The following is a 19,410-nucleotide window of genomic DNA, read 5'->3' as shown; positions in this document are numbered from 1 at the left end:
ACCCTTCCCTCGTCCGCGACAGGAGAGCCCACCGCATGGCGAACTTGAACGACACCGCGCCCGAAGCAGCGACGCTGATGGAGCGCATCCTCTACGAGGTCAAGCGCGTCGTCGTCGGCCAGGACCACTTCCTCGAGCGCGTGATGGTGGCGCTGCTGGCCCAGGGGCACCTGCTGGTCGAGGGGGTGCCGGGCCTGGCGAAGACGCTGACGGTGCGCACGCTGGCCGCCACCTTGCGCGGCAGCTACAAGCGCATCCAGTTCACGCCCGACCTCGTGCCGGCCGACCTCGTCGGCACGCGCATCTACAACCAGAAGACCGGCGAGTTCGGCACCACGCTGGGCCCGGTGTTCACCAACCTGCTGCTGGCCGACGAGATCAACCGCGCGCCGGCCAAGGTGCAGAGCGCCTTGCTCGAGGTGATGCAGGAGCGCCAGGTGACGATCGCCGGCGAATCGCACAAGGTGCCGTCGCCCTTCGTCGTGATGGCGACGCAGAACCCGATCGAAACCGAAGGCACGTACCCGTTGCCGGAGGCGCAGGTCGACCGCTTCATGATGAAGGTGCTGGTCGACTATCCCGCGGATACCGAGGAGTTCGTGATCGTCGAGCGGGTGATCGGCCCGCCGGTCGAGGTGCTGCCGGCGGCGACGATGTCGCAGCTGGTCGAGTTGCAGCAGGAATGCCGCAAGGTCTACGTCGATCCGAGCCTGATCACCTACGCGGTCAAGCTGGTCGGCGCGACGCGCCGGCCCGACCAGCACGGCCTGCCCGAACTCGGCCGCTACTTCAGCTTCGGCGCCAGCCCGCGCGCGAGCATCTCGCTGGTCGAGGCGGCGCGCGCGCTGGCCTACCTGCGCGGCCGCAGCTACGTGCTGCCCGAGGACCTGACCGCGCTGGCCGCCGACACGATGCGCCACCGCCTCGTGCTGTCGTACGAGGCGCTGGCCGAAGGCCTGACCGCGGACGCGCTGATCGAGAAGGTGATGGCGAAGATCCCGCTGCCGGCCAAACCCATGCAGCACCCCCAGTAGATGGCCCACCCCCGAAGCGCCTTCGGCGCCTCCCCCTCGAGGGGGCGCCCCCAGCGGCCCGGCGGAGCCGGTTCCGCGGCGGCCGCCTGGACACCCCCGCCATGAGCGACCAGCAGCAGTCGTCGCCGGAAGCCCTGCTGCGCCGCCTCGAATGGACGGTGCTGCGCCGTCTCGACGGGCTGCTGCAGGGCGACTACCGCACGCTGTGGCGCGGCGCGGGGCTGGACCTCGCGGATCTGCGCGAGTACCAGCACGGCGACGACGTGCGCCACATCGACTGGAACGTCACCGCGCGGCTGCAGCAGCCGCACGTGCGCCAGTTCACCGAGGACCGCGAGCTCACCGCGTGGTTCCTGCTCGACCTGACCGGCAGCGTCGACTTCGGCTCCAACGACCGCACCAAGCTCGCGGTGTCCGAAGGGTTCGTCGCGGTGCTCGCGCGGCTGCTGACGCGCCACGGCAACCGCGTCGGCGCGCTGCTGTACGGCCAGCACGGGCCGCAGCGGCCGATCGCGCTGCTGCCCGCGGGTGTCGGCCGGCGCCATGTGCTGGGCCTGATCGCCTCGATGCGTCAGCGTCCGGCGCCGCAGGCCGGCCGCGGCACCGTGCTGGCCGACCTGCTGCGCGCCGGCGAGACCATCATCAAGCGCCGCTCGCTGGTCTTCGTCGTCTCCGACTTCATCAGCGCACCCGGCTGGGAGGACGCGCTCGGCCGCCTGGCCCGCCGGCACGAGGTGCTGGCGGTGCGCCTGTACGACCCGCTGGAGCTGAAGCTGCCCGACGTCGGCCTGGTGACGATCGAGGATGCCGAGAGCGGCGAGCAGGTGCTGGTCGATACGCAGGAGCCGGGCTTCCGCGAACGCTTCGAGAAACTCGCCGCCGGCCACGAGGACGCGCTGCGCCAGAGCCTGGCACGCGCCGGCGTCGATGCCCTGGAGCTGGCGACCGACGACGATCTGATGGCCGCGCTGCTGCGCTTCGTCGCGCTGCGGCGGCAGCGGCTGCGCGCACCGGCCGGCCACCGCATGCCGGCCTCGCTGCGGCATGCGGCGACGTCGGTGGCCCCCTGACGAGGATGCTGAGATGACATTCCAATGGCAAGAGCTGTTGTGGCTGCTGCTGTTGCTGCCGGCCCTGGTGCTGCTCTACCTCTGGCTGCTGCACAAGCGCAAGAAGACGGCGGTGCGCTTTGCCAGCGTCGCGCTCGTGAAGCAGGCGCTGGGCAAGGGGCCGGGCTGGCGCCGGCACGTGCCGCCGCTGCTGCTGCTGCTGTCGCTGGGCACCCTGCTGCTGGCCGTCGCGCGGCCGATGGCGGTGCTGAAGCTGCCGTCGAACCAGGAAACCATCATCCTGGCGATGGACGTCTCCGGCAGCATGCGTGCGGCCGATGTGCAGCCCAACCGCCTCGTCGCGGCCCAGGAAGCGGCCAAGACCTTCGTCGCCGCGCTGCCGCGCAGCGTGCGCATCGGCGTCGTCTCGTTCGCCGGCACCGCGGCGGTGGTGCAGGCGCCGACGTTCAGCCGCGAGGACGTCGTCGCCGCGATCGACCGCTTCCAGCTGCAGCGCGGCACGGCGATCGGCTCGGGCATCGTGCTGTCGCTGGCGACGTTGTTCCCGGAGGACGGCATCGACCTGTCGCAGATCACCGGCGCGCGCGCGATGCCGCCGTCGCCCGGTGACAAGCCGAAGAAGGTCATCACGCCGGTCGAGCCGGGCTCGTACTCGTCGGCGGCGATCATCCTGCTGACCGACGGCCAGCGCACCACCGGGCCGGACCCGATGGAAGCCGCGAAGATGGCCGCCGAGCGTGGTGTGCGCGTCTACACGGTGGGCATCGGCACCAAGAACGGCGAGATCATCGGCTTCGAAGGCTGGAGCATGCGCGTGCGGCTGGACGAGGAGACGCTGAAGTCGATCGCCGCCTTCACGCGCGCGAACTACTTCTATGCCGGCACCGCCGAGGACCTGAAGCAGGTCTACCACGGCCTGTCGAGCCGGCTGGTCGTCGAGACCAAGGAGACCGAGGTCACGTCGCTGTTCGCGGCCGCCGGCGCGCTGCTGGCGTTCCTCGCGGCGGCCCTCAGCGTCTGGTGGTTCGGCCGCGTGATGTAGCGCCCGGCCGCAACACGCACAACAAGCGCTCAACAAACGATACGCAGCCGCCCCCGCGGCTGCAACGCTTCTGCGACGGCGGGGCGGAAGACTTGCGGGCATACCAACACACCAGGCCCGCACCATGCTCCACGCTGTCATCAAGAGAACCCTTCGTCCGCTGCTGCTCGACGCCGCCGTGCTCGCCGGCATCTGCGGCGCGCTGCTGCTGCCCTCGGCCAGCCGCGCCGCGACGATCAGCCAGACGATCAACTTCGAGACCATCGCGCCCTTCGGCACCTACACCGACGGCACCTTCGTCACCGGCGGCTGGAACATGGCGTTCCCGGTGAACAACATCGCCAATGTCGAGCGCTTCTGGTTCGAGTTCTCGTCGACCGACCCGGACTACCTCGACCAGCTGGGCCCGCTCGGCGGCAACCCGCGGATCGAGTTCGGCTACCGCGACGACGCGTCGACCTACCACGCATTCGCGTCGATGGGCCTGTTCAACGACACGGTCTCCTTCGGCGAGGAGAACCCCGCGCACTTCGCGATGCTGAAGACGCTGCTGGCCGACGGCGAACTGGTCATCGCGCTCGGCGGCTACGAGAATTTCCCCGGCAGCCACACCGACAGCTTCACCTTCGGCCCGATGTCGACGATGACGCTGAGCTTCGAGATGCCCGACGGCGGCGGCTCGAGCACCGTTCCCGGCACCGTGCCGGAGCCGGCGACCTACGCCCTCGCGCTGGTCGCGATGGCGGCGGCGACGGCGGCCTCGCGCCGCGGCCGCGGCCGCGGCTGAAGCCGCCTGACCCCCAGCCCGCCGCCGGATCGTCCTGCGGCGGCGTCGCGCTGAGCTGGCGCACCAGTTCGTTCCGCCGCGACAGGCGAGTCTTCGCGAACACCGAGCGCAGCTGCGGGCGCACCTGGCGACAGGCTGACGCCGTTTGCCATGGGCTCCCGGGCAAACCAGGATGAAAATGAATTTTCATGAATGTACATTCATGAAAATCAATTTTCATCCACCATGAGCCCTCTTCGCCCGCTGGACCGCATCCGCGAGTGTTCGCCGAACGTCGCGCCCGCACTGGCGGCCGTCGCGCAGTGGATCCTCAGGCACAGCGCGCAGGCAGCGACGCTGGGCATCGAGGACATCGCACGCGCGGCCGGCAGTTCACCGGCCAGCGTCAACCGCCTGGCGCGGGCCGCTGGCTACGAAGGCTTCGCCGAACTGAAGGCGGAGTTGTCCGCCGTGATGCGCGCCGCGATCGACCCGGTGCAGAAGCTGCGCGACGAGCAGCATCGCGGCCAGGTCGCGCCCACCGCGCACTACGTGGCCATGGGGCGCGCGAACCTCGAGCAGCTGATGCGCGACAACAGCGAGGGCGCACTGGTCGACGCCGCGCAACTGCTCACCGGCGCCAAGCGCATCTTCGTGCTGGGCTTCGGGCTGACGTCCCATGTGTGCGGCTGGCTGGCCGACGCGCTGACGCCTTACAGCCGCGCGGTGCTGCCCTTGAGCGGCAGCGGCGGCACCGAGCAGAGCGCCAGCCGCATGAGCACCATCACCAGCGGCGACGTGCTGGTGGCGATCAGCCTGCCGCGCTATTCGCGCGATACCACGCTGCTGGCGCGCTTCGCACGCGAGCGCGGCGCGAAGGTGCTGGCGATCGTCGATTCCCACGCGGCGCCGCTGGCCGGCGAGGCCGACCAGCGCCTGTTCGCCCCCTCGTCGCACCCGGTGCTGCCCTCGAGCTACGTCGCGACGCAACTGCTGTGCGAGTCGCTCGTCGCCGAAGTGATCCGGCGCAATCCCAAGGCGGTGGCCATGGCCGCCGAGCTGACGGAGTCCATCGCCGCCCACCTTTCCCCGGCGCCCGACGCCTGAAGGCATCGCGCCCGGTTTCTGCACGCATCCGCTGCCCCACCTCTGGAGTTCCCGATGAAAGCCTTCACCCCCCTGCGCGCGCTGGCGCTGACCCTGTCCACCGTGGCCTGCGCCGTGCCGGCCCATGCCGGCAAGGTGCTGGACAGCGTCAAGCAGAAGGGCACGCTCACCTGCGGCGTGCACACCGGACGCGCCGGCTTCGCGCTGGCCGACGGCAACGGCAACTGGTCGGGCCTGGACGTGGACTTCTGCCGTGCGCTGGCCGCGGCCGTGCTGGGCGATGCGGACAAGGTGAAATTCGTGCCCACCAGCGCGCAGACGCGCATCACCGCGCTGCAGGGCGGCGAGATCGACGTGCTGTCGCGCAACACCACCTGGACCTTCAGCCGCGATGCATCGCTCGGCCTGGTCTGGGCCGGCGTCAACTTCTACGACGGGCAGGCCTTCATCGCCCGCAAGCGGCCCAACCTCGCGAGCGTGAAGGATCTCGGCGGCGCAACCATCTGCGTCGACTCGGGCACCACGACCGAGCGCACGCTCGCCGAGTACTTCCGAGCCCACAAGCTGCAGTACAAGGCGGTGAGCTTCGACCAGCCCGAGGCGGCCCAGCAGGCCTTCGAGAGCGGCCGCTGCCAGGCCTACACCGCGGACAACAGTGCGCTGGTGGTGCTCAAGGCCAAGCAGCTGAAGAATCCCGACGACTACGCGATCCTGCCTGAGCTGATCTCCAAGGAACCGTTGGGGCCGGCCGTGCGGCGCGGCGACGAGGAGTGGTTCGCGATCGTCAAGTGGACGCTCAACGCGATGGTCGAGGCCGAGGAGCTCGGCATCTCGCAGGCCAACATCGACCAGCTCAAGGCCAGCAGCAGCGAGGTGCCGATCCGCCGCTTCGTCGGCACCGGCGAGGACACCGGCAAGCACATCGGGCTGGACAAGGACTGGAGCTACCGCATCGTCAAGGCCGTCGGCAACTACGGCGACAGCTTCGAGCGCAACCTCGGCGCGAAGTCGGTCATCAAGCTGCCGCGCGGGCGCATGAACCTGTGGAACCACGGCGGCCTGCTGATGTCGCCGCCGTTGCGCTGAGCAGCGCCCCGCACTGATCCCCCTTTGAATCGGCACGGCCGGGCAGGCGCCCGGCCGGGCTGCCGCATGGCCAGGTGCCCGCAACCATGACTTCGCCATCCCTCTCCGCTCCCCCACGATCGGCTCGCCTGCGGTCGCTCGCCCTGCAGGCGCTGGCACTCGCTGCGGTCGCCGCCACGCTCGGCTGGCTGGCCCGGAACGCCGCAGAGAACCTGGCGGCGCGGCAGATCGCCGGCGGCTTCGGCTTCCTGGCCGACGCCGCGGGCTTCGCGATCGCCGAAGGGCCGGTGCCCTACGACATCGGCGACAGCTACCTGCTGGCCTTTGCCGCCGGCATCGCCAATACGCTGCGTGCGGCGATTCCGGCGGTGGCGCTGGCCAGCGTGCTGGGCCTGCTGATCGGCATCGCGCAAATCAGCCGTCACCCGCTGATCAGCCGTGTCGCGCGGGTGTACGTCGATCTCGTGCGCAACGTGCCGCTGCTGGTGCAGGTGCTGATGTGGTACTTCCTGCTCACCGAAACCCTGCCCGACGCCGGCCAGCCGCTGAGCTGGGGCGGCGTATTCCTCAGCAAAGGCGGCCTGGCGTTGCCTGCGCCGGAGTCCGGCCTGCTGGGCGGCATCGCGGCGGCGGCCGCCGGTGCGGCCGCGGTGCTGGGCGTCGGCCGCGTCGCGCGCCGGCGCGGCCAGGGGCCGGCCGCTCGCGCCGGCTGGCGCTGGGGCGCCGGGATCGTGGCCGTGGCCGCGCTGTGGTGGTGGCTGCCGCTGCAGTGGCAGGTACCGCGGCGCGGCAGCTTCGGCGTCGAGGGCGGCGCCGTGCTCAGCCCGGAGTGGCTGGCGCTGGTGGCGGCGCTGTCGCTCTACGGCGCGGCCTACGCCGCCGAGATCGTTCGCGCCGGCCTGCAGGCCGTGCCGCGCGGCCAGTGGGAAGCCGCGCATGCCCTCGGCCTGCGCTGGTCCCAGGCGCTTGTCCGCGTGGTGCTGCCGCAAGGCCTGCGGGTGATGGCGCCGCCCTACACCAGCCTGGTGATGAACACCGTCAAGAACTCATCGCTGGCGGTCGCCGTCGGCTACCCCGACGTGGTGTCGGTGGCCACCACCGCGCTCAACCAGAACGGCCAGGCCATCGAATGCATCGGCATCATCGCGGCGGTCTACCTGCTGCTGAACCTGTTGACGGCGGCGGTCATGGCCCTGGTCAACGCCCGCGTGCAGATCCCGGAGCGCTGACCATGAACACCACCCTCGCGCTCACCTCTGCGCCGCCGTTGCCGCGCTGGTCGCGGTTCAAGCAGGTGTTCCTGCCCGACCCGGCCTCGGCCGTGGTGTCCGCGCTGCTGGGGGTCGCGCTGCTGGCCGCGCTGGGCTGGCTGCTGCGCTGGGCCGTGCTCGATGCCGAGTGGCGGCCCGATGCCGCGGCGTGCCAGCGCGCCGCGGGCGCCTGCTGGGGCGTCGTCGCGGACAAGCACCGGCTCGTGCTGCTGGGCCGTTTCCCGTCGTCCGAGCTCTGGCGTCCGGTGCTGGCCAGCGTGCTGCTGCTGCTGTCGCTGGGTTGTGCCGCCCATCCCCGCTTCTTCGGTCGCCGCGGCCTGCTGCTGCTGGTCGCCGGCGTGGCCGGATTCGGCGCGCTGATGGCCGGCGGCGTCGCTGGCCTCGCGCCGGTGTCCACCGAGCTCTGGGGTGGGCTGCCGTTGACGCTCTTCCTGTCCGTCAGCGCATGCCTGGTCGGCATGCCGCTGGGCATCGTGCTGGCCCTCGGGCGGCGGTCCCCGCTGCCGGTGCTGCGTGCGCTGTGCACCGGCTACATCGAGGGCGTTCGCGGCGTGCCGCTGATCACGCTGCTGTTCTTCGGCGCCTTCGTGCTGCCGCTGGTGCTGCCGCCGCAATGGCGCATGGACATGATGCTGCGCATCGGCATCTGCCTGACGATGTTCTCGGCGGCCTACCTGGCCGAGGTCGTCCGCGGCGGTCTGCAGGCCGTGCCGCGCGGCCAGTACGAAGCCGCGCACGCGCTCGGGCTGACGCGCTGGCAGGCGCTGTCGCGCGTGGTGCTGCCGCAGGCGCTGCGCGTGACGATCGCGCCCACCGCCAACAACTTCATCGGCGCCGTCAAGGACACCTCGCTGGTGGCCGTCGTCAACGTCTACGACCTCACCGGCGCCTTGAAGCTGGCGATGAGCGACCCCGTCTGGCGCCCGTACTTCGTCGAGATGTACGTGGTCGTCGGCGGCGTCTATCTGCTGATCGGTCTGGGCATCGCCCGCTACGGCCGGACCCTCGAACGCACCTACCGGCTCGCCTGACGGCGAGCCCGCCCGCAACAACTTCCCCGCACACCCCATGCCCGCCAACGACGCCCTGCTCAGCATCCATGGCCTGAACAAGTGGTTCGGCCCCTTCCAGGCGCTGACCGATTGCCATCTCCAAGTCCACCAGGGCGAGCGCATCGTGGTCTGCGGACCCTCGGGGTCGGGCAAGTCGACGCTGATCCGCTGCGTCAACCGAATCGAGCGTCACGACGCCGGCAGCGTGCGCTTCCGGGGCGTGGAGCTCGACGACTCGCGGCCGGCGGTGCAGGCCCGCAAGGGCATCGGCATGGTCTTCCAGCAGTTCAACCTGTTCCCGCACCTGACGGTGCTGGACAACCTCATGCTGGCGCCCACGCTGGTACAGGGCAAGTCCCCCGCGCAGGCCCGTGCGGCGGCACTGGCACTGCTGGAGCGCGTTCGCATCGCCGAGCAGGCGCCGAAGTACCCGGGGCAGCTGTCCGGCGGCCAGCAGCAGCGCGTGGCCATCGCGCGGGCGCTGGCGATGTCGCCGGAGTTGATGCTGTTCGACGAGCCGACCTCGGCGCTGGACCCCGAGATGGTCGGCGAAGTGCTCGAGGTCATGCTCGACCTCGCCCGCCAGGGCATGACGATGATCGTCGTGACGCACGAGATGGGCTTCGCGCGCCAGGTGGCCGATCGCGTGGTGTTCATGGAAGCCGGCCGCATCGTCGAGGACCAGCCGCCGGCGCTGTTCTTCGACCAGCCGCGCAGCGAACGCACCCGCGCGTTCCTCGGCAAGATCCTCTCGCATTGAGGGCGGCCATGCGATACGTGCTTGCCGTTCACGGCGGTGCCGGAACCATCCTGCCGGGCCAGCAGGACGAGGCGCGCTACCACGCCGGCCTGCGCGAGGCGCTCGCCGCTGGCGAGGCGGTGCTGCGCGCCGGCGGATCGGCGGTGCAGGCGGTGGTGGCCAGCGTCGTCGCGCTGGAGGACTGCCCGCTGTTCAACGCCGGCCACGGTGCGGTGCTGACTTCGGCCGGCACCCATGAACTCGATGCCGGCGTGATGGACGGCCTCGGCCTGTGCGCCGGCGCGGTGGCGGGCGTGCGCCACGTGCGCAACCCGGTGCGGGCCGCGCATGCGCTGCTGGCCGAAGGCCGCTGCGTGCTGCTCGGCGCCGAAGCCGCCGATCGTTTCGCGGCCGCCGTGGGGCTGGCCACGGTGCCCAACCACTACTTCACGACGCCGCACCGGCTGGCCCAGTTGCGCGCGCTGCAGGCGGCGGCGCCGACGGCGACTGCGCTGGACCATGCGGACGACGACGAGCGGATGCGGCGTGCCCCGCTGCACGCCGCGAGCGACGATTCGGCTCGCTTCGGCACCGTCGGCGCCGTGGCGCTGGACGCGCACGGCAACCTGGCCGCCGCCACGTCCACCGGCGGCATGAGCAACAAGCGCCCGGGTCGCATCGGCGACACGCCGCTGGTGGGCGCCGGGGTGTACGCGAACAACGCGACCTGCGCGGTGTCGGCCACCGGCACCGGCGAGCACTTCATCCGCGCCTGCGTGGGCCATGACATCCACGCCCGCATCGCGCACGGCGGTGCATCGCTGGCCTCGGCCGCGCATGCCGTCGTGCACCAGAGCCTGCCGGCGCTGGGCGGCAGCGGCGGCGTGATCGCGCTCGCGCGGGACGGTTCGCTGGCCATGCCGTTCAACGTGTGCGGCATGTACCACGGCTGGGTGCGCAGCGGCGAGCCGCCCGGCACCGCGATCTTTCCCTGAACCCACGCTGGCCTTCTTCAACCCGTGGTGGCCCGAACGGGCCCCGGCACCGCGCGGCCGACGCGCGCTTCAAGGAGACATCGCATGCCGCTGAGTCCGCCTCTTCACGCCACGCCCGCCCGCCGCTGCAAGCGCACGCTGGTCGCTGGCGCTGCCGCCGCGCTGTCGGTCACCGCCGGGGCCGCCGGCGACGTGCTGCTCGAAGGCAGCACGGTGGCCAAGCAGATCATGGCCGACATGCCCGGCATCGCCAACGTCGTGATCGGCGGCGGCCTGAAGAACTGCTCCAGCTTCAACGGCGCCACCAACGGTGCCAACTGCGCGAAGGACTGGGCGGACATCCTGGCGCAGGACCCGGCGTTCGCGGGGCTGACGATGAGCAAGGTGGTGTTCGACCCCACCTACACGCTGCCGACCTTCACCTACACGATCAACGCCAAGCGGATCGCGACGCTGAACGCGCTGCCGTCCCACCTGATGAGCGCGGCCACCAAGGCCGTGCTCACCGGCAAGCTCAACGCCCGGCTGGCCGATGCCGGCAAGCCGGCGCCGGTGGCGCTGAGCTTCGCCGATTTCGACGGCGGCAAGCCGCTGTACGCCGACGGGCTGGCCTTCTGGAGCAACGGCAACCATGCCGACTGGCTGTTCGTCGTGGGGTCCATGTGCGGCGGTGTCAATGGCGACGCGGTGCCCAACGGCACGCTGTGCACGCTGTCGGACGCAAACATCGACGCGGTGGCGGCGGGCAGTTTCGTCGTGGCGGCCGACCGCGAGAAGGTGACGCTCGTCTTGCGGTACATGCAGCAGCAGCTGGGTCCGGTCAGCCTGGTGTACCGCCGCAGCCTCGCCGGCGCCGAGCTCAGCCCGAACTTCCGCGCCTACTTCCGCACCGTCAAGCTGGCGGCCGACGGCACGCCACCCACCGTGGGCATCACCGGCGGGCTGACGACGACCGAGGTGGCCGCCCTGCGGCACACGTTCGTCGACCGCAAACTGGCCGCCACCGCGGCCAGCCGCAAGGTCGAGACGCGCAGCGTCATGTTCAACACCGACCCCTCGTCGGTCGACCTGTACAACGCATTCGTCGGTGCGGCGACAAAGGTCGCCGGCGGCCAGCGGCCGACGATCGGCATCGTCACCGCCTCCGCCGAGAACCCCTTCTTCGACCGCGACATCAACTACTACGCGTTGAAGTCGGCCGGTGCCAACGTCGTCTGGCTGCCCGTCGACGGGGGTCTGCGCCGCGCCATCGACGCCGCGGACTGCTTCAACGCACCCATCTACTACACGAGTTATGCCAATACCGCGGCGGCGGGCAGCCACTACCACATGGACCAGGCCTTTCCCGACCTGGCCGACCAGCAGCAGGTGTTCTGCGCCAACGGCGCCGCGCGGTTCAACACCACGCTGCAGCAGCTGCACGGCATCTGGTTCAGCGGCGGCGACCAGGCGCGCCACCTGGAGAGCTTCGTCACCCGCGATGCCGGCGGCGCCTACAGCAAGGTCAGCGCCCAGCTGCAGGTGCTGCGCAACCGCTTCAACGCCGGCCAGCTGGTGGTGGCCGGCGCCAGCGCCGGCGATGCAGTCCAGGCCGGCGGCCAATGGAAGGGCAAGACCGTGCCCATGATCGCCGGCGGCGATTCGTGGCAGGCGCTGGCCAACGGCTTCGTCGACGGCAGCGGTCCGACGATCGAGGGCACCGGCAGCAACGGCATCCGCTACCCGGGCGGCGGCCTGGGCTTCTTCTCCTACGGTGCGCTGGATTCGCACTTCTCGATCCGCGCCCGCGAAGGCCGCCTCGTGCGGCTGGTCAAGGAAAGCGGGCTGGACTACGGCTTCGGCGTCGACGAGAACACCGGCCTGGTGGTCGGCCGGACCGGCGCCGACGGCCGCACCACGATGACCGTGCTCGGTGCCGGTGGCGTGCTGGTGATCGATGCGCGCGGCAGCATCGCCAGCGGCGCGATCAACGGCAACTACCAGGTGCAGGGCATCAGGCTGCACTACCTGTCCGCGGGCGACCGGCTGGACATCGACGCCAATGGCTCGCTCAGCGTGGCACTGTCGATCGTCGCCCCGGCGGTCCCCGTCGTGCCGGGAGCGGCCGTGGTGCGCGTCAAGCGCGTGCAGGAAAGCGGCACCGGCAACTTCGTCTCGATGGCGCGCACGATGGCGCTCAGCGGCGCCGCCACGGCCTACGGCACCACCGAGGGCACCGGCGGCCAGTCGGCGCCCTACTACGGCTTCACGCTGCGGCGTGGTTCGGGCACCGAGTTCCGGGTGCGTGACGACCGTCTGTCGTACACCAACGTGCTGCTGGACGTCGCACCCTGCCCCGGCAACGTCTGCACTGCGCCGGTCCAATGACCCCGGGCCCGTCCGCCGCCCGCCCACCCTTGCATGGAGAACCCACCCTCATGAGCACCTCCCTCATCCGGCGCGGCGTGGCCGCGCTGGCAACGCTGCTCGCCTGCCACGCCGGCGCCACGGTCGTCACCTTCGACGAGCGCTCGCACGACGCCGACTTCGCCACCTTCAATCCGGTGACCTCGGCAGGCTTCAGCTTTTCCAACGACTGCGACAGCAGCACCGATTGCCTGGCCGCCTGGGGCCGCGACCACGAGTACCAGGGCGACCCCGGACAGGCCGCGCTGTTCACGAACTACTGGGGCACCACGACGACGATGAGCCGCGTCGGGGGCGGCGCGTTCGACCTGGTCTCGATCGACTTCGGCGACGTGCTCAACGCCGGCGCCTCCGTCCAGCTCAGCCTGGGCTTCCTGTTCGTCGACGGCCACTCGCAAGTCCTCCAGACCTGGCTGGACTTCGAGCCGGGACTGCAGACGCTGGTGTTCGACCTGCGCGGCCTGCAAAGCGTGTCCTGGAGCACCGTGGACGGCGCCAACGGCTACAACCAATTCGACAACATCGTCGCCAGCGCGGTGCTGCCCGAGCCGTCAGCCCCGCTGCTCGTGCTGACCGCGCTGGCCGCGGCAGGCGGACTTTCGCGGCGGCGCCACGGATCGCCGCGGCAGGGGGCCGGCCGCCGCGGCAGCGCCTGCGGCCGCGGCTGACGGACCGCCCAGGCGGACAGCACATCGGCGCCGCCCGCGTGCGGCGCCCCGGTCCATACGCCCGCAACCGCAGCGCGACCACGGAACCTCCCTGCTGGCGCAGACCACCTGGGCGTCAACCGGCCAGCCGCCCCTTGTCCAGCTGCAGCGCGCGGTCGCAGCGCGCCGCCAGCCCGGGGTCGTGCGTGACCAGCACGAAGGCGGTGCCGCGTTCGCGCGCCAGCGACAGCATCAGCGCGAACACCGCGTCGGCGCTGCCGCGGTCGAGGTTGCCGGTGGGTTCGTCGGCCAGCACGCAGGCCGGCTGCGAGACCAGCGCGCGGGCGATCGCCACGCGCTGGCGCTCGCCGCCGGACAGCTCCGCCGGCCGGTGCTCGACGCGCGCGCCGAGCCCCACGCGGTCCAGCATGCGGCGCGCGGCCTCGCGGGCGGCCGGCACCGGCTCGCGCCGGATGCGCAGCGGCATCGCGACGTTGTCCAGCGCACTGAACTCCGGCAGCAGGTGATGGAACTGGTAGACGAAGCCGAGGTGGCGGTTGCGCCACTGGCCGATCGTGGCCGCGTCCATCGTGTGCAAGGATTTCCCCATCAGCTCGACGCGGCCGGCGGTCGGCACGTCGAGCCCGCCCAGCAGGTGCAGCAGCGTGCTCTTGCCCGAGCCCGACGCGCCGACGATGGCCAGCGTCTCGCCGGCATGCACGTGCAGGTCCACGCCCTGCAGCACCGCGACGTCGAGGCCGCCTTCGGTGAATCGTTTGGTCAGGCCCTCGCCGGCCAGCACGGTCGCCCGGACCTCATTCATAACGCAGCGCCTCCGCGGGGTTGACCCGGCTGGCGCGCCAGCTCGGGTACAGCGTCGCGAGGAACGCGAGGATCAGCGAGCCGACGGCGATCGGCACGATGTCGCCCATCTGCGGATCGCTGGGCATGCGGCTGATCAGGTAGATGCTGCCGGGCAGGAAGGTGACGCCGAGCAGGCGTTCGATGGCCGGCACGATGACATCGACATTGAAGGCCACCAGCAGCCCGATCCCGACACCGACGACCGTGCCGATGACGCCGGCCGTCGCACCCTGCACGACGAAGATGCCCATCACCGAGCGCGGACTCGCGCCCAGCGTGCGCAGGATCGCGATGTCGGCGCGCTTGTCGGTCACCGTCATCACCAGCGTCGACACCAGGTTGAACGCGCCGACGACGACAAGCAGCGTCAGGATGATCGTGATCATGCGCTTCTCGATCTGCACCGCGTCGTACCAGTTGCGGTTCACGCGCGTCCAGTCGCGCACGACGAGGCCCGGCCCCATCGTGCCGGCGAGCTCGTAGCCCACCGTGCGCGCGGCGTTGACGTCGTCGAGCTTGAGCTGCACGCCGCTCGGGCCTTCCAACCGATAGAGCTTCGCCGCGTCGTCGACGTGGATCAGCGCGAGGCCGCTGTCGTACTCGTAGTGGCCGGCCTCGAAGGTGCCGGCGACGGTGAAGCTCTTCATGCGCGGCATCACGCCGGCCGGCGTGACCTGCCCGCCCGGCGCAAGGATGGTCACCTGATCGCCGGCACTGACGCGCAGCTGCCGCGCCAGCTCGATGCCCAGCACGATGCGCCAGGCGCCGGGCTCCAGCTTCGCCAGCACCGTGTCGCGCAGCTTCGCGGCGATGTCGGTGACCTTGGCCTCCTCGGCCGGCAGGATGCCGCGCACGATCGCGCCGCGCATCTCGTCGCCGCGCGCGATCAGCGACTGCGCGGCGATGAAGGGCGCCGCGCCGACCACGTGCCTGTTCTGCGAGGCCTTCTGCGCCGTCGTGCGCCAGTCGGCCAGCGCGGCGCCTTCGCGGTCGAAGACCTCGACGTGCGAGATCACCGCCAGCATCTTGGCGCGCACTTCCTTCTGGAATCCGTTCATCACGCTGAGCACGATGATCAGCGCCGCCACGCCGATGGCGATGCCGGCCACCGAGATGAACGAGATGAAGGAGATGAAACCGTTGCGGCGGCCCGCGCGGCCGCTGCGCGTATAGCGCCAGCCGATCTGCCACTCGTAGGGCCAGTTCATGCGGTACCGATAATCCAGGTCTTCATGCACCTCATCGTACCGTTTGCCGCCGCCACCTCCGAGGCGGGCCGCCACGCGCTGCACGACCTGCCGCTGCCGCAGCTCGAGCGCCTGCTGGCCCGGCTGCAGCCGCAGCCGGCCGATGCAGCCGACGAATCCACGCTGTCGCCACCGCACGAACGGGCGCTGGCGCGCGCCCTCGGCTGGACGGTCGACGACGGCCTGCTGCCGTGGGCCGCGCGGCTCGCGCGCCGCAGCGGTGCGCCCGAGTCCGGCGACGCCTGGGGCCTGCTGACGCCGCTGCACCTGCATGTGGGGACCCACCAGGTGTCGATGATCGACCCCGCCGCGCTGCAGCTCGACGACGCCGCCTCGCGCGAGCTGCTGGCGGCGGTGCGGCCGCTGCTCGACAGCGAAGGCTTCACGCTGCACTACGCCGGCCCGCTGCAGTGGCTGGCCACGCATGCGGGCTTCGACGGCCTCGCCACCGCGTCGCTGGACCGCGTGATCGGCCGCAACATCGACCCCTGGCTGCCCGGCCAGCCCGCGGCCCGGCTCGTCCGCCGCATCCAGAACGAAGTGCAGATGCTGCTGTACACGCACCCGATTAACGACCGCCGCGAAGCCGCGTGCCTGCCGACGGTGAACTCGTTCTGGCTCAGCGGCTGCGGCCGGGCCCGGCCCGAAGCTGCAGAAACCGATGAGGCGCCGATCGTCGACGACCGCCTGCGCACCGCGGCGCTCGGCGAGGACTGGGTCGCCTGGCGCGAGGCCTGGCAGCAGCTCGACGCCGGCCCGGTCGCCGCGCTGGCCAAGCACGACGGCCCGGTGACGCTGACGCTGTGCGGCGAACGCGCCGCGCAATCGTTCTCGACCGGCAGCACGAGCCTGTGGCAACGTGTCGCGTCGACCTGGCGCCGCCCCGCGGCGCACACGATCCTGGAAACCCTGTGAGCGCTCCCACCCTGCACTGCCGCGACGTCCCGCCGCGCCTGGCCTTCGCGCTCGAGCAGGCCGGCGTGCACCCGCTGCTCGCGCGGCTGTTCGCCGCGCGCGGCGTGCGCACGCCCGACGACCTCGACGACGGCCTGGGCCGCCTGCTGCCGCCCGATGCGCTGAAGGGCGCGGACGCCGCCGCGAGCCTGCTTGCCGACGCGATCGACGCGCGGCAGCGCATCTGCATCGTCGCCGACTACGACTGCGACGGGGCCACCGCCTGCGCGGTCGCGCTGCGCGGCCTGGCGCTGCTCGGCGCCTCCCGGGATCTGCTGCGTTATGTCGTGCCGGACCGCCAGCTGCACGGCTACGGGCTGACGCCGGCGATCGTCGAGCTCGCGCGGGCGCACGAGCCGGCGCTGCTGGTGACGGTGGACAACGGCATCGCCAGCGACGCCGGCGTGGCGCATGCCCGGGCGCTCGGCATCCAGGTGCTGATCACCGACCACCACCTGCCGGCGCTGGTCGACGGCCAGGTGCGGCTGCCCGAGGCCGACGTGATCGTCAACCCGAACCAGCCGGACTGCGGCTTCCCCAGCAAGGCGCTGGCCGGCGTCGGCGTGATGTTCTACGTGCTGCTCGCCGCGCGCGCCGAACTGCGCCGCCGCGGCCGCTTCGACGCCGCCACGCAGCCCCGGCTCGATGCGCTGCTCGACCTCGTCGCGCTGGGCACCGTCGCCGACGTCGTCAAGCTCGACGACAACAATCGCCGCCTCGTCGCGCAGGGCTTGAAGCGCGTGCGCGCCGGCCGCATGCAGCCGGGGCTCGCGGCGCTGTTCACCGCCGCCGGCCGCTTCCCGCAGCGCGCGTCGGCCTTCGACTTCGGCTATGCGCTCGGGCCGCGCATCAACGCCGCGGGACGCCTGGCCGACATGACGCTGGGCATCGAGTGCCTGGTCACCGACGACGCGGCGCGGGCGGCCGCGCTCGCCGCGCAGCTCGACGGCATCAACCGCGAACGCCGCGAGCTCGAGGCCGGCATGCGCGAGCAGGCCGAGGCGCTGCTGGAGCGGCGCGTGCCGGCCGACGATGGCGCCCCGGGCGCACCGCCGGCGCTGGTGCTGTTCGACCCCGAGTTCCACGAAGGCGTGGTCGGCATCGTCGCCGGCCGCATGAAGGACCGGCTGCACCGGCCGACCTTCGTCTTCGCGCGCGGCAGCGACGGGCTGCTGAAGGGCTCGGGCCGCTCGATCGCCGGCTTCCACCTGCGCGATGCGCTGGACTTGGTCAGCAAGCGCCATCCGGGCGTGCTGCGCCGCTTCGGCGGCCATGCGATGGCCGCCGGCTGCACGATAGGCGCCGAAGACCTCGCCACCTTCGACGCCGCGCTGCAGCAGGTGGCGCGCGAGGTGCTGCAGCCGGAAGCGCTGAACCGCACGCTGGCGCACGACGGCTCGCTGCCGGTCGAGTACTTCTGCGTCGACACCGTCGAGCGCATCGACGCACAGGTGTGGGGCCAGGGCTTCGAGGCGCCGGTCTTCTGCGACGAGGTCGACGTGCTGCAGCAGCGCCTCGTCGGCGAGAAGCACCTGAAGCTGCGCGTGCGTCACGCCGCGCTCGCCGGCGGCCCGGTGCGCGACGCGATCTGGTTCGGCCGCACCGAGCCGCTGCCGCCGCGCGTGCGGCTGGCCTACCGGCTGAGCCTCGACGAGTTCCAGGGCCAGCAGCGCCTCCAGATGGTGATCGAGGCGGCCGGCTGAACCGGCAACGGCGGGGCCTGCCATCCATGCACCTGCGAATCGACGAGCGTGAAGTCGAATGGACCGCGATGCGCGCGCAGGGCGCCGGCGGCCAGAACGTCAACAAGGTGTCCAGCGCGGTCCAGCTGCGCTTCGACATTCACGCCTCGTCGCTGCCGGGGCCGGTGAAGCTGCGCCTGGCCGCGCTGCGCGATGCGCGCATCGGCGCCGATGGCGTGGTGCTGATCAAGGCGCAATCGCACCGCGACCAGCCGCGCAACAAGGCCGACGCGCTGGCGCGGCTGCAGGCGCTGGTGGACAGCGTCGCGTCACCGCCGCGCAAGCGCATCCCGACCAAGCCGACGGCGGGATCGCAGCGGCGGCGCATCGAAGCGAAGCAGCAGCGCGGCGCACTGAAGGCGGCGCGCTCGAAGCTGCCGGAGTGAAGAGCCCGCGCAAACGGACGAAGTGAGCGGCCGGCGCGAACCGTCCGGCTCGGATCAGTAGCGCGTGGCCAGCGCCTCGCCGGCGATGCCGGCGGCGCAGGCACGGCCGCGGCCGAGGCGCTTGGCCTCGTAGAGCTGCTCGTCGGCACGGCGCAGCAGCTCGGCCGGCTCGTCGCCCGGCGTCGGCGTGATCGCGGCGACGCCGAGGCTGATCGTCAGCACGCCATCGATCGCCGAGTGCACATGCTCGATGCCGAGATCGTGCACCGCGCGGCCCAGGCGCTGCGCGACCTCCAGCGCACCGGCGGTGTCGGTGTCCGGCAGGATGCAGGCGAACTCCTCGCCGCCATAGCGCGCCAGCCGGTCGCCGGGGCGCGCGAGGCCAGCCCCGACGCTGCGCGCAACCCGCTGCAGCGCATGGTCCCCGGCCTGGTGGCCGTAGTGGTCGTTGTAGCGCTTGAAGACATCGACATCGATCATCACCAGCGCGATCGAATGCCCGTCGCGCAGCGCGCGGCGCCAGTCGGCGGCGAGCTGCTCGTCGAAGAAGCGGCGGTTCGGCACGCCGGTCAAGGCATCGACCAGCGCCAGCGTGCGCAGCAGGTCGGATTGCTGCTTCAGCACGAGGTGCGTGCGCACGCGGGCCCGCACGACCGCCGGGTGGATCGGCTTGGTGATGAAGTCGACCGCGCCGATCTCCAGCCCGTGCGCCTCGTCCGCTTCGCCGCTCAGACCGGTGACGAAGATCACCGGGATCGCCTGCGTCGCCTCGTCCGCCTTCAGGCGCCGGCAGACCTCGAGGCCGTCGAGGCCCTCCATCACGATGTCCAGCAGGATCAGGTCGGGGCGCTTGTCGCGGGCCAGCGCCAGCGCCTGCTCGCCGCTGGTCGCCACGAGGATCTGGTGTTCGTCGGACAGCGCCTGGTAGAGCGCCTGGACGTTGGCCGGCTGGTCGTCGACGACGAGCAGCCGGGGCCGATGCGGTACTGCTTGCATCTGCAC

General features: G+C 71.5%; 18 protein-coding genes. 15 read left to right on the top strand and 3 right to left on the bottom strand.

What is annotated here, in order from left to right; translation table 11 throughout:
* Positions 1-35: 35 nt before the first annotated feature.
* The 12 genes from P1K89_RS12440 to P1K89_RS12385 all read left to right on the top strand — a co-directional run bounded on the left by P1K89_RS12440 (position 36) and on the right by P1K89_RS12385 (position 13,236).
* Complete coding sequence (locus P1K89_RS12440) at positions 36-1,034, top strand: AAA family ATPase (RefSeq protein ID WP_284616768.1); 999 nt, start codon at positions 36-38, stop codon at positions 1,032-1,034.
* Between the two features lie 101 nt (positions 1,035-1,135).
* Positions 1,136-2,104, top strand: coding sequence for a DUF58 domain-containing protein (locus P1K89_RS12435; RefSeq protein WP_284616767.1), 969 nt, complete (start codon positions 1,136-1,138; stop codon positions 2,102-2,104).
* 13 nt (positions 2,105-2,117) lie between these two features.
* The gene (locus P1K89_RS12430) at positions 2,118-3,146 is read left to right on the top strand and encodes a VWA domain-containing protein (protein WP_284616766.1); all 1,029 of its coding nucleotides are present in this window, start codon (positions 2,118-2,120) and stop codon (positions 3,144-3,146) included.
* 124 nt (positions 3,147-3,270) lie between these two features.
* Positions 3,271-3,933 (top strand): PEP-CTERM sorting domain-containing protein, encoded by a 663-nt coding sequence (locus P1K89_RS12425; protein WP_284616765.1) that lies wholly within the window; start codon positions 3,271-3,273, stop codon positions 3,931-3,933.
* Positions 3,934-4,158: 225 nt separating this feature from the next.
* A complete protein-coding gene (locus P1K89_RS12420) occupies positions 4,159-5,019 on the top strand; it encodes a MurR/RpiR family transcriptional regulator (protein WP_284616764.1) in 861 nt (286 codons plus the stop codon).
* A 54-nt stretch (positions 5,020-5,073) separates the two neighbouring features.
* Entirely contained in the window at positions 5,074-6,105 is a 1,032-nt protein-coding gene (locus P1K89_RS12415) for an amino acid ABC transporter substrate-binding protein (RefSeq protein WP_284616763.1), read from the top strand.
* A gap of 86 nt (positions 6,106-6,191) precedes the next feature.
* On the top strand, positions 6,192-7,334 hold the full coding sequence (locus P1K89_RS12410) for an amino acid ABC transporter permease (protein WP_284616762.1): 1,143 nt from the start codon (positions 6,192-6,194) through the stop codon (positions 7,332-7,334).
* A 2-nt stretch (positions 7,335-7,336) separates the two neighbouring features.
* Positions 7,337-8,407, top strand: coding sequence for an amino acid ABC transporter permease (locus P1K89_RS12405; RefSeq protein WP_284616761.1), 1,071 nt, complete (start codon positions 7,337-7,339; stop codon positions 8,405-8,407).
* Positions 8,408-8,444: 37 nt separating this feature from the next.
* Complete coding sequence (locus P1K89_RS12400; protein ID WP_284616760.1) at positions 8,445-9,188, top strand: amino acid ABC transporter ATP-binding protein; 744 nt, start codon at positions 8,445-8,447, stop codon at positions 9,186-9,188.
* Positions 9,189-9,196: 8 nt separating this feature from the next.
* The gene (locus P1K89_RS12395; protein ID WP_284616759.1) at positions 9,197-10,162 is read left to right on the top strand and encodes an isoaspartyl peptidase/L-asparaginase family protein; all 966 of its coding nucleotides are present in this window, start codon (positions 9,197-9,199) and stop codon (positions 10,160-10,162) included.
* Between the two features lie 84 nt (positions 10,163-10,246).
* The gene (locus P1K89_RS12390; protein ID WP_284616758.1) at positions 10,247-12,529 is read left to right on the top strand and encodes a cyanophycinase; all 2,283 of its coding nucleotides are present in this window, start codon (positions 10,247-10,249) and stop codon (positions 12,527-12,529) included.
* A 50-nt stretch (positions 12,530-12,579) separates the two neighbouring features.
* Complete coding sequence (locus tag P1K89_RS12385) at positions 12,580-13,236, top strand: hypothetical protein (RefSeq protein WP_284616757.1); 657 nt, start codon at positions 12,580-12,582, stop codon at positions 13,234-13,236.
* A gap of 115 nt (positions 13,237-13,351) precedes the next feature.
* Here the strand turns inward: P1K89_RS12385 and lolD are convergent, their stop codons facing one another.
* Both lolD and P1K89_RS12375 read right to left on the bottom strand, forming a co-directional pair.
* Positions 13,352-14,038, bottom strand: a complete 687-nt coding sequence (gene lolD / locus P1K89_RS12380; protein WP_284616756.1) for a lipoprotein-releasing ABC transporter ATP-binding protein LolD — start codon at positions 14,036-14,038, stop codon at positions 13,352-13,354.
* Positions 14,031-15,287, bottom strand: a complete 1,257-nt coding sequence (locus tag P1K89_RS12375; RefSeq protein WP_284616755.1) for a lipoprotein-releasing ABC transporter permease subunit — start codon at positions 15,285-15,287, stop codon at positions 14,031-14,033. The genes lolD and P1K89_RS12375 overlap by 8 nt, the downstream gene beginning before the upstream one ends.
* Positions 15,288-15,311: 24 nt before the next feature.
* Here P1K89_RS12375 and P1K89_RS12370 point away from each other — a divergent pair, with 24 nt between their 5' ends.
* From P1K89_RS12370 to arfB, 3 genes are read left to right on the top strand one after another with little or no spacing between them, the layout of a single operon-like run.
* Positions 15,312-16,241, top strand: coding sequence for a hypothetical protein (locus P1K89_RS12370; protein WP_284616754.1), 930 nt, complete (start codon positions 15,312-15,314; stop codon positions 16,239-16,241).
* On the top strand, positions 16,238-17,983 hold the full coding sequence (gene recJ / locus P1K89_RS12365) for a single-stranded-DNA-specific exonuclease RecJ (RefSeq protein ID WP_284616753.1): 1,746 nt from the start codon (positions 16,238-16,240) through the stop codon (positions 17,981-17,983). Before P1K89_RS12370 ends, recJ begins: the two co-directional genes overlap by 4 nt.
* A gap of 26 nt (positions 17,984-18,009) precedes the next feature.
* A complete protein-coding gene (arfB, locus tag P1K89_RS12360) occupies positions 18,010-18,408 on the top strand; it encodes an alternative ribosome rescue aminoacyl-tRNA hydrolase ArfB (RefSeq protein WP_284616752.1) in 399 nt (132 codons plus the stop codon).
* 54 nt (positions 18,409-18,462) lie between these two features.
* On the opposite strand, the gene P1K89_RS12355 is transcribed toward arfB, so the two are convergent.
* On the bottom strand, positions 18,463-19,404 hold the full coding sequence (locus P1K89_RS12355) for a diguanylate cyclase domain-containing protein (RefSeq protein WP_284616751.1): 942 nt from the start codon (positions 19,402-19,404) through the stop codon (positions 18,463-18,465).
* Positions 19,405-19,410 lie beyond the last annotated feature (6 nt).

The sequence above is a fragment of the Aquabacterium humicola genome, from assembly GCF_030167915.1.
GTDB classification, from domain to species: Bacteria; Pseudomonadota; Gammaproteobacteria; order Burkholderiales; family Burkholderiaceae_C; genus Pseudaquabacterium; species Pseudaquabacterium humicola.
The sequence above is the reverse complement of the archived record's forward strand: the minus strand, read 5'-3'. Positions and strand labels throughout refer to the sequence as shown.

Coding starts and splice junctions, on each gene's coding strand:
- P1K89_RS12420 (WP_284616764.1), top strand. CDS start 4,159: ATGAGCCCTCTTCGCCCGCTGGACCGCATCCGCGAGTGTTCGCCGAAC.
- P1K89_RS12405 (WP_284616761.1), top strand. CDS start 7,337: ATGAACACCACCCTCGCGCTCACCTCTGCGCCGCCGTTGCCGCGCTGG.
- P1K89_RS12370 (WP_284616754.1), top strand. CDS start 15,312: ATGCACCTCATCGTACCGTTTGCCGCCGCCACCTCCGAGGCGGGCCGC.
- P1K89_RS12425 (WP_284616765.1), top strand. CDS start 3,271: ATGCTCCACGCTGTCATCAAGAGAACCCTTCGTCCGCTGCTGCTCGAC.
- P1K89_RS12395 (WP_284616759.1), top strand. CDS start 9,197: ATGCGATACGTGCTTGCCGTTCACGGCGGTGCCGGAACCATCCTGCCG.
- P1K89_RS12375 (WP_284616755.1), bottom strand. CDS start 15,287: ATGAACTGGCCCTACGAGTGGCAGATCGGCTGGCGCTATACGCGCAGC.
- P1K89_RS12355 (WP_284616751.1), bottom strand. CDS start 19,404: ATGCAAGCAGTACCGCATCGGCCCCGGCTGCTCGTCGTCGACGACCAG.
- lolD (WP_284616756.1), bottom strand. CDS start 14,038: ATGAATGAGGTCCGGGCGACCGTGCTGGCCGGCGAGGGCCTGACCAAA.
- P1K89_RS12415 (WP_284616763.1), top strand. CDS start 5,074: ATGAAAGCCTTCACCCCCCTGCGCGCGCTGGCGCTGACCCTGTCCACC.
- P1K89_RS12410 (WP_284616762.1), top strand. CDS start 6,192: ATGACTTCGCCATCCCTCTCCGCTCCCCCACGATCGGCTCGCCTGCGG.
- P1K89_RS12400 (WP_284616760.1), top strand. CDS start 8,445: ATGCCCGCCAACGACGCCCTGCTCAGCATCCATGGCCTGAACAAGTGG.
- P1K89_RS12385 (WP_284616757.1), top strand. CDS start 12,580: ATGAGCACCTCCCTCATCCGGCGCGGCGTGGCCGCGCTGGCAACGCTG.
- P1K89_RS12390 (WP_284616758.1), top strand. CDS start 10,247: ATGCCGCTGAGTCCGCCTCTTCACGCCACGCCCGCCCGCCGCTGCAAG.
- P1K89_RS12430 (WP_284616766.1), top strand. CDS start 2,118: ATGACATTCCAATGGCAAGAGCTGTTGTGGCTGCTGCTGTTGCTGCCG.
- P1K89_RS12440 (WP_284616768.1), top strand. CDS start 36: ATGGCGAACTTGAACGACACCGCGCCCGAAGCAGCGACGCTGATGGAG.
- P1K89_RS12435 (WP_284616767.1), top strand. CDS start 1,136: ATGAGCGACCAGCAGCAGTCGTCGCCGGAAGCCCTGCTGCGCCGCCTC.
- arfB (WP_284616752.1), top strand. CDS start 18,010: ATGCACCTGCGAATCGACGAGCGTGAAGTCGAATGGACCGCGATGCGC.